Consider the following 13360-nt stretch of genomic DNA (forward strand, 5'->3'; position numbering starts at 1 on the left):
TATGATATTAAAATGATATCACAAATGAAAGCATATTTTTTTGAAAATGCAAATGATTTCATAGAATTTGTATCTTTGTATATATTATGAGTGCTGAGTTCGAGTTCCAATTAGATACAGATAATAGCGAGTTTCAAAACGCGTTGCAATTGATCACGCATACGCGCCAGTCGGTCTTCCTGACCGGCAAGGCGGGAACAGGGAAATCGACCTTTCTGAAATATATCTGCAAGCATACCAAAAAGAAACATGTCGTACTGGCGCCTACCGGTATTGCCGCCATCAACGCGGAAGGGGTAACGATGCACTCTTTCTTTAAATTGCCCTTTCGCCCGATGATGCCCGACGACCCGGATCTAAGCACAAAAAGCGGACGCATATTCGAATTCTTTAAATACCAGAAGAAGCACCGGAAGCTGATTCAGGAGATCGAACTGATCATTATCGACGAGATTTCCATGGTACGAGCGGACACCATCGATACGATAGACCGCATTCTGCGGGTATTTTCCGGCAATACACGTCTGCCCTTCGGAGGCAAGCAACTATTGTTTGTCGGCGATATTTTCCAGTTAGAGCCGGTGGTTCCTTCCGATCAGAAGGAGATACTGAGTCTCTTCTATGCCACGCCCTTCTTTTTCTCGGCCAGGGTATTCAAGGAAATCAACCTGGTGCCGATCGAATTGCAGAAGGTCTATCGCCAGACCGATCCGGTATTCATCGATATCCTGGATCATATACGCAACAATGCAGCCCATAAGCAGCATCTGGAGGTATTGAATACCCGCTTTTTCCCTCAGTTCGAACCGCGCAATGAAGATATGTACATCACATTGGCCACCCGACGCGACCAGGTCGACTTTATCAATGAGCGCAAACTCAAAGAGTTGCAGGGAGAAGAGTTTGTCTCTGTGGGCCGTATCGACGGGGACTTCCCCGAAGCCTCCCTCCCCACCCAGCTTAACCTGGCGATTAAGGAGCAGGCGCAGGTGATTTTTATCGACAACGACCCTGATCGCCGCTGGGTAAACGGAACGATCGGCATGGTTTCCGGGATCGATGAGAACGGCAATGTATATGTGATGCTGGAAAATGGCTCCGAACATTTGGTGGAAATGACCTCCTGGCGCAACTATCGCTATAAATATAATGAAAAGGAAAAACGGGTGGAAGAAGAGATTATCGGCACATTCGAGCAGCTCCCCATCCGCCTGGCCTGGGCCATAACCGTACACAAAAGCCAGGGTCTCACGTTCAGCCGTGTCGTGGTCGATCTGACCGGTGGCGTTTTTGCCGGCGGACAAACCTATGTTGCCCTCAGCCGTTGCACTTCGCTGGAAGGATTGGTATTGAGAAACCGGATCTCTTTCCACGATATCTTTGTGCGCAAAGAGATTGTAGCCTTCAGTCAACGCTTTAATAATCCGCAACTGATAGAAAACAGCTTCCGCGAGAGTGAAGCCGAACTGCAATATGCACAAGCCGCTCTTAGCTTTAATAAGGGGGATATGAAAACGGCGGTGGAATCGTTTGCCGCAGCCATCGAAAAGCGGAATGAACTAAAAAGCGAAGAGGTACAGCGTTTGTTGCGTTTCAAACTGGGCAAGATCAATACCCTGACGGAACAGAACAAAAAACTAAAAGAGGAACTGCATGCCCTACGTGAAGTACAAAAGGAGTATGCCCATGAATATTATCTGATGGGCAACGAATGTGTTACGAAAGCCCGTGATGCTCGTGCCGCTATCCGCAATTTCGATAAAGCCCTCAAACTCGATCCAACCTTTGTGGATGCCTGGGTGCGCAAAGGCATTACTCTGGCTGATTTAGAGGAAGAATACGACGCCTTGTCATGTTTTAATCAAGCGGTAAAGCTTAGTCCCAACTCCTTCAAGGCGCACTATAACCGAGGGAAATGCTATTTGCATATAAAGTATTACGAAGAGGCAATGGCTGATCTATACAAAGCCGTGTCTTTAAAACCCAAGCATCCCCCCGCACATGAATACCTGTCCGAGGCATACCGCCATCTGGGAGAAGAAGAATTGGCTCAAAAGCACCAGGATATTGCCAATGAATTGCGGGAAGAAAGAGGGCGATAAGTCTGAAAAACTTAAAAAAGACTCATTATAAACTCTTATTAATCTCTTCAATATAATTCAACACCTCGTCGCGGCCATCCCTCTTTTCTGAGGAGGTTACGAATATCGGAGGCAGCTCTTCCCAGACTTCAAGCAGCTTTTCTGTGTAGGCTTCCAGGTTCTCGGTAAGGCGTGAATTACTGAGTTTATCGATCTTGGTAAAGATAATCGCAAAAGGGATGCCGTTTTCGCCCAACCACTCCATAAACTCCAGGTCTATTTTCTGTGGACTATGCCGGCAATCCAAAAGCACAAACAGGTTGGTCATAGCCTCCCGTTCCAGGATATAGTTTTCGATGATCTTCTGTATCCGTTCGCGTCCCTCTTTTCCCCGCTGGGCATAGCCATAGCCGGGCAAGTCGACCAGATACCATTCATCGTTGATCAGGAAATGGTTGATCAACTGCGTCTTTCCCGGCTTCTGCGAAGTCATCGCCAATCCTTTGCGGTTGGTCAGCATATTGATCAGGGAGGATTTCCCTACATTACTGCGCCCGATAAAGGCATATTCGGGTCTGTTATCTTGCGGACACTTCGTTACATCCGTATTACTAATGACAAATTCAGCACTTTTGATTTCCATTTCTTCGTCTTTTAATTGATTATTTCCCGGAGGGTTCTTTCGGCAACAGGCTTCTGCGGACAGCACTTATCCATAAACCGGCAAAGGTAATCAGCCCGTTCAACATCAACATCTCATAGCCAAAACGATACCCCGTATAATGAGTAACTAATTGATCGGTTGCAAAACAGATCAACGGCGATGCAATACAAATATAAGGAACATATTTATCGCGCGGACGTCGGCGGGTAAACAAACCAAACACAAACAACCCGAGCAATGGCCCGTAGGTATAGGAGGCAATCATGTAGATAGCGTCGATAACCGACCTGTTATTCACCGCTTTAAATACGATTATGATAAGGGCAAACAAGACGGAAATCAATAGATGCACCTTCAAGCGTGTACGCTTGGCTTTCCCCGCTTCCTCGCGTTCGATCCCCAAAATATCCACGCAGAACGAGGTGGTCAGTGCCGTCAAGGCCGAATCAGCGCTGCTGAATGCCGCCGCAATAATACCGATGGTGAAGAAAACCAGAATGCTATTGCCCAACATACCCGAGGCACAAAACATTGGCAGTATGTCGTCGTTCATCGCCGGCAGGGCAATCTGTTGTTGCTGCGCAAAGACAATCAACAACACCCCTAAGCAGAGAAAGAGGAAATTCACCGGAGTAAAGGCAAACCCGTATGTGTACATATTCTTTTGAGCCGCGCGCAGGCTCTTGCACGAAAGGTTCTTTTGCATCATATCCTGATCGAGTCCGGTCATCACAATGGTAATGAATATCCCGCTGAAAAACTGTTTGGCAAAATGTTGAGTGCTGTGCCAGTCATCGAATTCGAAAATCCGGAAATGGGGACTCGAAGCAATCGTGTCGACCATGCCCCGCATATCCAATCCCATTTGATTCTTTACCTGCCATATAATCAGTATAAGCATACCAATCAGGCAGATAGCCTGCAAAGTATCCGTCCAGATAATGGTTTTGATCCCACTGCGAAAGGTGTACAACCAAACAAGAAAGATACTGATTACCACCGTCACGCCAAACGGAATATGCCAAGCGCTAAACACATAATTCTGCAATATAAGCACCACCAGATAGAGCCGCGCGGCCGCTCCTACTATTTTGGAGAGCAAAAAGAAGGAAGCTCCTGTTTTATACCCACGCTGCCCTATCCTGTCTTTGAGGTAAGAATAGATGGTTGTCAGCTTCAGTTTATAATACAAAGGCAGTAATATCTTCGCGATCAGGATGTATCCGACAAAAAAGCCCAACACAGTCTGCATATAGGTCATGTCGATTGACCGCACCATGCCCGGCACCGACACAAAAGTGACGCCCGAGAGCGAGGTTCCGATCATACCGATTGACACAATCAGCCAGGGTGACTGGCGATTGCCCAGAAAGAAGGCATCGTTCCCACTGTTTTTCCGTCCGGTTATCCAGGCGATTAAAAGAAGGAGACTGAAGTAGGCTATAATGATCAGAAGGATGACGGAACTACTCATGCGGAATAAATTTCGCACAAAGGTAGGGATTATTGTGAGAAAAACCTCGATTTAGCGAACATCCGGCAGTTGAAACGGTTTATACAATAAATAAATCCTTACATTTGTAATCTAATCCAATTTAAAGCAAAATGAATAAGTCGGATAGCATCGTTATCATCCCCACCTACAACGAGAAAGAAAATATTGAAAATATTATCCGGGCTGTCTTTGGTCTGGAAAAGGTTTTTCATATCCTGATTATTGACGATGGCTCGCCCGACGGCACAGCCGCTATTGTCAAGAGAATGCAAGAGGAGTTCCCCGAGCGTCTGTTTATTGTGGAACGGTCAGGAAAACAAGGGCTTGGTACCGCTTATATCCGGGGATTCCAATGGGCATTGGAACATACTTACGGTTATATCTTTGAGATGGATGCCGACTTTAGCCATAACCCGAACGATTTGATCCCGCTTTATGAGGCATGTGCCCTGAAGGGAGCTGACGTAGCGATCGGATCGCGCTATATTGATGGCGTGAATGTGGTGAACTGGCCTTTAGGCCGTGTGTTGATGTCCTATTTTGCATCTATGTATGTCCGTATCGTTACGGGTATGAAAATCAAAGACACCACGGCCGGGTTTAAGTGCTATCGCCGGGAGGTGTTGGAGACAATCGAACTGGAGAAGATCCACTTCAAAGGGTATGCTTTCCAGGTAGAGATGAAATTCACCGCCTATAAATGCGGATTCACACTGGCTGAAGTGCCTATTATCTTTGTAAACCGGGTATTGGGTGTTTCCAAGATGAACAGCTCGATCTTCGGAGAGGCGCTGTTTGGTGTGCTCAAACTCAAATGGTGGAGCTTCTTCCGCAAATATCCCCAGAAGCAAAAGAAAGCAATAGAAAACGTATGATAACATGGATCAAGAACGCCCGCATCGTCAATGAGGGGCGGATGTTTGATGGTTCCGTTCGGATAGAGGGCGAAACCATCGGTGAGATCGTTGAAGGAAGCCTGTCTGCCGGTCGTGAACAGGAAGCGGATCGCGTGATCGATGCTGCCGGTAAATGGCTTCTGCCCGGAATAATCGACGATCAGGTGCATTTCCGTGAACCGGGACTAACCCATAAAGGTGATATCGCTAGCGAGAGCCGTGCCGCTGTGGCCGGTGGTGTAACCACTTTTATGGATATGCCAAACACCAAACCGCAGACCACCACGATCGAAGCGCTGGAATGGAAACTGCAACGTGCCGCGGAGACTTCGCGTGCCAATTACTCTTTCTTTTTCGGGGCCACCAATGATAACCTGGAGGAGATAAAGCGTATAAACAAAAAACGCATACCGGGCTTAAAGCTCTTCTTAGGCTCATCGACGGGCAATATGCTGGTCGATAAGAAAGAAACCTTAGAGCGCATCTTTGGCGAGGCCGATATGTTGATTGCCATCCATGCCGAAAAAGAGGAGATCATCAAGAAAAACATAGCCTATTACACCGGACTGTACGGCGAAGACCTGGATATCTCTTTCCATGCGAAGATACGGAACGCGGAGGCTTGCTACGCCTCGTCTGCCGAAGCGGTAGAACTGGCTGATCGCTTGGGTAGCCGATTGCATATCCTTCACCTGTCGACCGCTAAGGAGATGACGCTGTTGAGCGACAAACCCCTGCAGGACAAAAGGATTACAGGCGAAGTATGTGTGCATCACCTTTGGTTTGACGATGCCGATTACGCAAAATATGGAAACCGCATCAAGTGGAATCCATCCATCAAAACACGCGACGACCGGGAGGCTTTGCGACAAGCAATCAACAGTGGTAAATTGGATATCGTAGCCACCGACCACGCTCCTCATCTACCCACCGAGAAAGAAGGAAGCTGCTTGAAGGCGGCATCCGGAGGCCCTTTGGTGCAACACTCGCTGGTGACGATGCTTGAAATGGCATCGGACGGACTCTTCACGGTCGAGAAGGTAATCGAAAAGATGGCACATGCCCCGGCAGAGCTGTTTGGCATAGAGAAACGAGGTTATATCCGCAGTGGGTATTACGCAGACCTGGTACTGGTCGACCCGAAAGCCGACTGGCTGGTAACCAACGAAAATATACTCTACAAATGCGGCTGGTCGCCATTCGAAGGCACCCGCTTCCACCATAAAGTCTGGAAAACCTTTGTCAACGGGCAAGAGGCCTACAGCGATGGCTGCGTCAATGACGCTGTGCGCGGCATGGAAGTGGCGTATCGCTAAGATATAAAACGGTGTATTGCTAAGCCCGAAAGGGCTTATACATAGATAACCCCGTGCAAGCCTATTGGCGCAGCTCGGGGTTATCTTATCCACGTATAAGCCCTTTCGGGCTTATATTACCACTTTGTCACAGTCACATAGCGAGCTTCTATCACCACCGAGTGACAGTCACATTACGGAACTGAATATCCTTCCCTTCGCTTTGCAGGCCAATGTGTCCGCTTTTCACTTTGTTTGTTCCCGTATTCTGGTAAACACCATTGATATAGACCGTGATTGTGCCATCTTTTACCCAGATATTGGCTTCGTTCCATTCGCCTATTTCCTTTTCACTCGATGCGTTTGCCTTTTTCACCACAGGGAAAGTAGGGCGTTCTGTGCCGGGGCGTTGATGAAACTCAAACAGATCAGAACCACCTAAGCAGACAAAATCGCCTGCATTTCCGGCTTGCAACTGACATTCGATGCCATTCGGAAAAGGATTGTTCGGCTCGTCGATCAACAGGAATATACCGCTGTTATTGGGTTCATTAGGCCATCGCCACTCCACATGCAATTTATAATCTCCATACTTCTCTTTGGTATACATATACCCCAGCGTGCCTTCAATACAAATCACTCCGTCTTTCACGGAATAGACCTGCTCTGCCGGTTTTGAGTTCTTATCGACTACAAAACTCCAGTTCGACAAATCCTTTCCATTGAATAACTTTTCTGTCTTCTGAGCCGACAGATTCAAGCTAAAAGCAACAAACAATGCGCTTAATACAAAAACTTTTTTTTTCATGATTCTTTATGTTAATTTCCGATAGCGAACTCGTTTCGGTTCCTCGTATCCGTTTTGTTTACGCTTGTGTTCTTCATATTCCGAATAGCTTCCTTCGAAATAAACTACATTCGAATCGCCTTCAAACGACAGGATATGCGTACAAATACGATCCAGGAACCAACGGTCGTGGGAAATAACCACCGCACAGCCGGCAAAACCTTCCAACCCTTCTTCCAGGGCGCGCAGGGTGTTCACGTCGATATCGTTGGTCGGTTCGTCGAGCAGCAACACATTGCCTCCGGCTTTCAGTGTCAGTGCCAGGTGCAAACGGTTCTTCTCACCGCCCGACAGTACGCTGCAAAGCTTCTCCTGGTCGGCGCCGTTGAAGTTGAACTTCGACAGATAAGCACGGGCATTCACCTCCTTATTACCTACTTTGATCAATTCCTGTCCACCGGAAATCACCTGATAAACCGTTTTGTTCGGGTCGATATCTTTATGAGTCTGGTCGGCATAACCGATCACCACCGTCTCTCCTACCTCAAAATTACCTTTGTCAACCGTCTCCATCTCCATGATCATCTTAAACAAGGTGGTCTTACCGGCACCATTCGGCCCGATCACCCCTACGATACCATTCGGCGGAAGCATAAAGTTCAGATCGTCGAAGAGCAATTTATCACCAAAGGCCTTGGCTACATGCTGCGCTTCAATCACCTTATTCCCCAAGCGAGGGCCGTTCGGTATAAAGATTTCCAACTTTTCTTCTTTTTCCCGCTGGTCTTCATTCAACAATTTCTCGTACGAATTCAAACGTGCCTTTCCTTTGGCCTGGCGGGCTTTCGGTGCCATGCTGATCCATTCCAACTCGCGTTCCAGGGTCTTCCGGCGCTTGCTTGCCTGCTTTTCTTCCTGCGCCATGCGTTTGGTCTTCTGATCGAGCCAGGAAGAGTAGTTGCCCTTCCAGGGAATACCTTCGCCTCGGTCGAGTTCGAGAATCCAACCGGCCACGTGATCGAGGAAATAACGGTCGTGTGTAATACAGATTACTGTTCCGGCGTATTGCTGCAGATGCTGTTCCAACCAGTCGATCGACTCGGCATCCAGGTGGTTGGTAGGCTCATCGAGCAGTAATACGTCAGGCTGTTTCAATAACAACCGGCAGAGAGCCACCCGACGGCGTTCACCTCCCGACAGCGTATCGACCACTTGATCTTCCGGCGGACAACGCAAGGCATCCATCGCCCGTTCCAGGCGGCTGTCTAAGTTCCAGGCATCGCTGGCATCGATAATATCCTGCAACTCGGCCTGACGGGCAAACAATTTATCCATTTTGTCGGCATCCTCATAATATTCCGGTAAGCCGAATTTCTCATTGATCGCTTCGTATTCAGCCAGGGTATCGACAACCTCCTGTACCCCTTCCTGCACAATCTCTTTGACGGTCTTGCCTGCCTCCAACTGCGGATCCTGTTCCAGATAGCCTACCGAATAACCCGGCGAGAAGACTACATCGCCCTGGAATTCTTTTTCCAAGCCGGCAATAATCTTTAACAGAGTAGATTTACCGGAGCCATTCAGACCGATAATGCCGATCTTGGCACCATAGAAGAAAGAAAGATAAATGTTTTTAAGAACCTGTTTCTGGGGAGGATAAATCTTATTCACTCCCACCATTGAAAAAATAACTTTTTTGTCGTCTGCCATATTCTTTCGTAGTAATTGATTAAGCTGTTTGTATGTTTGGGGGGTAAAGATAGTGAAAGTCGAACGCAGAGCAAAATGTTATTTCGAACGAAGTTATTTGATACAAAAAAGTTGCCTAAGAATGTGACCAACGGTTCGATTACCGACTTGGCAAAATGGTTGAATAGGTGAGGCGATCAGGTCGATCCAGATAGGAGTGAGTCACATTGATACGCTTCTTCTTCAGATCCGTGCCATCTATCGAATGGTTCTTTATGCAGTATTACACCCTAAAACTTGTTTTGTATAGAATAATCAAAAGTAAAGGTTTTTGTTAAAACACACAAATATTATATGTTACCTTTGCAGTCAAATAAAGAAAATCTTCTATCCATCATGCAGATACGAATTAATAAATACATCAGTGACAGCGGATATTGTTCGCGTCGCGAAGCAGACAAGTATATCGAACAGGGTGAAGTGACCATCGACGGCAAAAGAGCTGAGGTAGGAAGTGTCGTATCGCCGGGGCAGACGGTCAGGATTTTCGGAGAAGAGATCAAGCGGACCAGCAAATCGGTTATCATCGCCTATAACAAACCGGTAGGTGTTGTTAGCACGACAGACGCCGACGAAAAGAATAATATCACGGCTGCCATTGGGCATGAGGAGCGTATATTCCCCATCGGGCGCCTCGATAAGGACTCGCAGGGATTGATCCTGTTGACCAACGAGGGAGATATTGTCAATAAGATATTGCGTGCCGATAACAATCACGAGAAAGAATATATTGTGACGGTGAATAAATTGATTACGGCGGACTTCGTGCAACGGATGCAAAAAGGGGTACCCATCCTGGGAGTGGTCACCCGTAAATGCGTAGTGACACAACAAGGCCCCAACACCTTCACGATTGTATTGCGCCAGGGACTCAACCGACAGATTCGCCGTATGTGTGAATACCTGGGATATACCGTTACCAAGCTGCAACGGATACGCATTATGCATATTCATCTGGGCAACTTAAAAACAGGACAATACCGCAACCTGACAGCCGCCGAGACTGAAGAGCTGTATCGAAAAATCTCTACATCCGCTAAAACACAAAGCACTTCTACCAAGAAGAAAAGCTCCGCGCCTTCTTCAGTACGCAAAAAGGAAACACCCGATCACTCGAAAAGAAAGCCGACACAGAGTAAAGCAACAGCAGCCCGACCGACAGCAGGAAAAGGCAAAACAGGCAAACCTTCTGAAAGAAATACCTCTTTTCGTCCCAGAAGCAAGCGAGGTTAAAGGTCAATATTCGAACGCAACCACCTCTCCATAAGCCGGCATCAGTTCGAATGTCCGGCGTATATCCGCTTGTTCAAAATAGACACGGGCGCAACTGATCACACCCCCATGTGTAAAAATAATAACGGATTGGTAGTTTTTTTCTCTTTTCAAGGTATCGAAAAAATCGGCCACCCGGTCATACATCATCATAAACGATTCACCGTTGGGCGCCGGGGTATCAACCCAGTCTTTCTCCCAGGCCGACATATCCATATCATCCCATCGCTGGGTTTCCCAATCACCAAAATGGATCTCTTTCAAACGGTCGTCTAACACCGGATTGGCATACCCGCAAAAAGCGGCCAACCGGCGACAGCGACTTAAAGGACTGGAATAAACAATATCAGGCAGGATACCGCTCAAATTCTTTTTCACAACAGCCGCCTCCTCTTCAAAGGTCTCTTTCAAGGGAACATCCGTCTGCCCATAACACATGCCCGGAGGACAACCAACAGCCGTATGGCGTACTAAGTAAACTTTCATATCCACAAATATAGTGAATCCCGATTTGACATTTTGTCAAAAACGCAGGAGAATTTTTCCAAACTCCCAGGACTTTTTTCACAAACTCCCGGGAGAAACATTTTTTAACGTATCATATTGTAAAGTAAAATGGCCATTTTGCTATCAAAATGATAATTCGTCTTGAACTGTGATTTCGCTGAATACATGATGGGCTATGATGTGATTTTTCCTGATTCATTTTTTGATTCATCTGATTGATTATACAAACAATCAGAAAAATCTTTCAAATCAAACGAATCAAATCATAGCCCATCATGTATTCAGCGAAATCCCGGTTCAAGAAGCAATACAGCTATATAAAAAGAAATTTCACACAACAGAAAAAGAGCGCCGCAGCAATCGCCGGTATATCCCTGTATTTTCTTTTTCATCAGGAGGATTAAAAAGAAAAAAACCACTACAGGAGCTAAGGCGGCAAGCCAGAGGTGTGTGTCAAATAATAGAAACAGGGGCAATAATCCGAAAAGAATAGAAAGCAACAAAGCGCCAAGAGTACTTCCTTTATAGATTGTTTTTGCCTTGCTCGACTCTGCCGTTCGAGCGTAAGGTAGGAAGCGAGTCAACTGTGAGGCTATGAATTTGCAAAACGGATCGCCCACCAACAAGGCGAAACAGGCAAATGGATAAGGCAGGTTTACCAGTAAGGAATAGAACAGCAGGAAATAGAAGATAAGTCCGATTACTCCGTATGTTCCGATATGTGAGTCTTTCATAATCGCCAGGATACGCTCTTTGGTGTTTCCTCCGCCAAAACCATCTAAGAAGTCGGCTAATCCGTCTTCGTGCAGGGCGCCGGTCAGTAACACACGGCTTAACAGGGCAAGAATCACAGCAATGGAATAAGGCAATACCTGCGCTGTTAGCCATAAGGTAGCCGCCATTATTCCTCCGGTAAGCCATCCGACCACCGCCCAGTAGTTGACCACCCGGCTGAAATATTCCGGCGGTACCTGAAACGCCTTCAGCCGCCAGAAAGGAAGGCGGGTAAAGAAAACAAAAGCAGCCGCTACACTTTTCAGCATATCAGAAATATTTTGTTACCTGTATCTTCTTGAATGAATGCATCTCATTGATCATCCTGACCGCCGATTCAATAATAGGGTAGGCACAGAGGGCTCCTGTTCCTTCACCCAGACGGAATCCCAGGTTGAGAATGGGGGAGGCTTTCAGATAATCCAATAAGAGTTTGTGCCCAGCTTCATCTCCCTGATGTCCAAAGATACAATAGTGTAAGACTTCCGGATAGAGCTTGGAGGCAACCAATACGCAGTTGGTCATAATAAAGCCATCTACCAGAATAAGCATTTTCAGTTCGGCCGCTTTCAGCATGGCACCAACCGCCATAACCATCTCATACCCGCCGAAGTAACGCATGATATCCTTTACCGATCCATCTCCGGTATAGTTCTTCATGGATTGGCTGAGTACGTTGAATTTATGATGAATAATGCTGCCGGTAAAGTCACAGCCGGCACCGATACACTTATCCAACGGAATGCCCGTCAGGGCGTTCATCCAGAGCGAAGAGGAGGAGGTGTTGGTGATGCCCATCTCTCCGAATCCAATCACGTTACAACCCTCCTTGAAGCTGCCCTCCGCACACGCTGCTCCTCTCTCCAGGGCAAGGGCCATCTCTTCATGTGTCATGGCCGCTTCGTGCAGGTAGTTACGCGTGCTTTTCCGTATCTTCATGTCGATAATCGGATCATCCGGCTTGAAATCGTAATTCACCCCCGCATCGACTACCTTCAGATCGATGCCATGCTGCCGCGCCAGGAAATTAATGCCTGCGCCTCCTGCCCAGAAGTTGGCAACCATCTGATAGGTCACCTCCTGCGGGGAAGGGCTGACTCCTTCGGCTGCAATGCCGTGGTCACCGGCAAACACAATATGCGTCGGTTTATTCAATTGGGGCGAGAGCGTTTGCTGTACCCAGCCGATTTGCATCGCCAAGTCTTCCAACACGCCTAAAGAACCTTTGGGTTTTGTCAGATTATCTATTTTGTCTTGCAGATAGGGACGTATCTCGTCATTTGGTTTTTCGATCGTGAATCGTATCATTGTCTTTTATTTTTAGGTTTGTTATTTCACTTGCATGGGTATGCCCGCCACCATCAGGTAGACCTCGTCAGCACGGGCGGCCATATACTGATTCAGCCAGCCTTGCAGGTCGGCAAACTTACGTTGGAGGTCATTGGCGGACATCTCCCCCATTCCTACTTCGTTGGTCACGAAAATAAAGGTAGCATCCTGATTGGTAAAGGCATCAAATTCCTGCTTTAATTCAGTGAGAGAGGCTTCGACATCCGATTGCAGATCGAAGAAAAAGTTGGTCGCCCACAGGGTAACACAGTCGATCAGTACCACACGACCCGGAAAGCGATGGCGGCTTAATTGTTTCTCTTCTTCGATTGTTGTCCATTCCGGCCCACGTTCGACTCGATGCCGCTCGATACGTCGGCGATGTTCTTCATCCCATACGCGGGAGGTGGCCAGATAGACAGGATTGGCAGCCAGCGACAAAGCCATTTCCTGTGCAAAGCGACTCTTGCCGGACCGTTGTCCACCGGTTATCAGAATAATCTTTTTCATT

At 47.3% G+C, this 13360-nt stretch carries 12 protein-coding genes; 4 read left to right on the forward strand and 8 right to left on the reverse strand.

All coding sequences use genetic code 11. From position 1 onward, the window contains the following. Positions 1-86: 86 nt before the first annotated feature. Positions 87-2102: an AAA family ATPase gene (locus M2137_RS11985; protein ID WP_280766684.1), complete on the forward strand. Its 2016-nt coding sequence runs from the start codon at positions 87-89 to the stop codon at positions 2100-2102. A gap of 25 nt (positions 2103-2127) precedes the next feature. Here the strand turns inward: M2137_RS11985 and yihA are convergent, their stop codons facing one another. Further along, positions 2128-2724, reverse strand: coding sequence for a ribosome biogenesis GTP-binding protein YihA/YsxC (yihA, locus tag M2137_RS11990; protein WP_280751697.1), 597 nt, complete (start codon positions 2722-2724; stop codon positions 2128-2130). Between the two features lie 19 nt (positions 2725-2743). After that, positions 2744-4219, reverse strand: a complete 1476-nt coding sequence (locus M2137_RS11995) for a sodium:solute symporter (protein WP_280766685.1) — start codon at positions 4217-4219, stop codon at positions 2744-2746. A gap of 131 nt (positions 4220-4350) precedes the next feature. Between M2137_RS11995 and M2137_RS12000 the strand changes: the two genes are divergently transcribed. Then, positions 4351-5115: a polyprenol monophosphomannose synthase gene (locus M2137_RS12000; protein WP_280766686.1), complete on the forward strand. Its 765-nt coding sequence runs from the start codon at positions 4351-4353 to the stop codon at positions 5113-5115. Then, positions 5112-6452, forward strand: coding sequence for a dihydroorotase (locus M2137_RS12005; RefSeq protein WP_280766687.1), 1341 nt, complete (start codon positions 5112-5114; stop codon positions 6450-6452). Before M2137_RS12000 ends, M2137_RS12005 begins: the two co-directional genes overlap by 4 nt. A gap of 151 nt (positions 6453-6603) precedes the next feature. Here M2137_RS12005 and M2137_RS12010 read toward each other — a convergent pair whose 3' ends face one another. Next, a complete protein-coding gene (locus M2137_RS12010; protein ID WP_280766688.1) occupies positions 6604-7239 on the reverse strand; it encodes a DUF1080 domain-containing protein in 636 nt (211 codons plus the stop codon). Positions 7240-7245: 6 nt separating this feature from the next. Beyond that, positions 7246-8928 carry an energy-dependent translational throttle protein EttA gene (ettA, locus tag M2137_RS12015; RefSeq protein ID WP_280766689.1) on the reverse strand — a complete coding sequence of 561 codons (1683 nt, stop codon included), beginning with the start codon at positions 8926-8928 and terminating at the stop codon, positions 7246-7248. A gap of 375 nt (positions 8929-9303) precedes the next feature. Here ettA and rluF point away from each other — a divergent pair, with 375 nt between their 5' ends. Beyond that, a complete protein-coding gene (gene rluF, locus M2137_RS12020) occupies positions 9304-10200 on the forward strand; it encodes a 23S rRNA pseudouridine(2604) synthase RluF (protein ID WP_280766690.1) in 897 nt (298 codons plus the stop codon). Positions 10201-10203: 3 nt separating this feature from the next. Here the strand turns inward: rluF and cobC are convergent, their stop codons facing one another. The 4 genes from cobC to cobU all read right to left on the reverse strand — a co-directional run bounded on the left by cobC (position 10204) and on the right by cobU (position 13359). Then, on the reverse strand, positions 10204-10725 hold the full coding sequence (cobC, locus tag M2137_RS12025; RefSeq protein WP_280766691.1) for an alpha-ribazole phosphatase: 522 nt from the start codon (positions 10723-10725) through the stop codon (positions 10204-10206). 302 nt (positions 10726-11027) lie between these two features. Further along, positions 11028-11789: an adenosylcobinamide-GDP ribazoletransferase gene (gene cobS / locus M2137_RS12030; protein ID WP_280766692.1), complete on the reverse strand. Its 762-nt coding sequence runs from the start codon at positions 11787-11789 to the stop codon at positions 11028-11030. Position 11790: 1 nt separating this feature from the next. Continuing rightward, entirely contained in the window at positions 11791-12828 is a 1038-nt protein-coding gene (gene cobT, locus M2137_RS12035) for a nicotinate-nucleotide--dimethylbenzimidazole phosphoribosyltransferase (protein WP_280766693.1), read from the reverse strand. A gap of 21 nt (positions 12829-12849) precedes the next feature. Beyond that, positions 12850-13359 carry a bifunctional adenosylcobinamide kinase/adenosylcobinamide-phosphate guanylyltransferase gene (gene cobU, locus M2137_RS12040; protein ID WP_280766694.1) on the reverse strand — a complete coding sequence of 170 codons (510 nt, stop codon included), beginning with the start codon at positions 13357-13359 and terminating at the stop codon, positions 12850-12852. Between the last annotated feature and the right edge of the window lies 1 nt (position 13360).

The sequence above is a fragment of the Parabacteroides sp. PFB2-10 genome (assembly GCF_029893085.1).
Classification (GTDB): domain Bacteria; phylum Bacteroidota; class Bacteroidia; order Bacteroidales; family Tannerellaceae; genus QVMG01.

Coding starts and splice junctions, on each gene's coding strand:
- M2137_RS12005 (WP_280766687.1), top strand. CDS start 5,112: ATGATAACATGGATCAAGAACGCCCGCATCGTCAATGAGGGGCGGATG.
- M2137_RS12010 (WP_280766688.1), bottom strand. CDS start 7,239: ATGAAAAAAAAAGTTTTTGTATTAAGCGCATTGTTTGTTGCTTTTAGC.
- M2137_RS12000 (WP_280766686.1), top strand. CDS start 4,351: ATGAATAAGTCGGATAGCATCGTTATCATCCCCACCTACAACGAGAAA.
- cobT (WP_280766693.1), bottom strand. CDS start 12,828: ATGATACGATTCACGATCGAAAAACCAAATGACGAGATACGTCCCTAT.
- M2137_RS11995 (WP_280766685.1), bottom strand. CDS start 4,219: ATGAGTAGTTCCGTCATCCTTCTGATCATTATAGCCTACTTCAGTCTC.
- cobU (WP_280766694.1), bottom strand. CDS start 13,359: ATGAAAAAGATTATTCTGATAACCGGTGGACAACGGTCCGGCAAGAGT.
- M2137_RS11985 (WP_280766684.1), top strand. CDS start 87: ATGAGTGCTGAGTTCGAGTTCCAATTAGATACAGATAATAGCGAGTTT.
- rluF (WP_280766690.1), top strand. CDS start 9,304: ATGCAGATACGAATTAATAAATACATCAGTGACAGCGGATATTGTTCG.
- ettA (WP_280766689.1), bottom strand. CDS start 8,928: ATGGCAGACGACAAAAAAGTTATTTTTTCAATGGTGGGAGTGAATAAG.
- cobC (WP_280766691.1), bottom strand. CDS start 10,725: ATGAAAGTTTACTTAGTACGCCATACGGCTGTTGGTTGTCCTCCGGGC.
- yihA (WP_280751697.1), bottom strand. CDS start 2,724: ATGGAAATCAAAAGTGCTGAATTTGTCATTAGTAATACGGATGTAACG.
- cobS (WP_280766692.1), bottom strand. CDS start 11,789: ATGCTGAAAAGTGTAGCGGCTGCTTTTGTTTTCTTTACCCGCCTTCCT.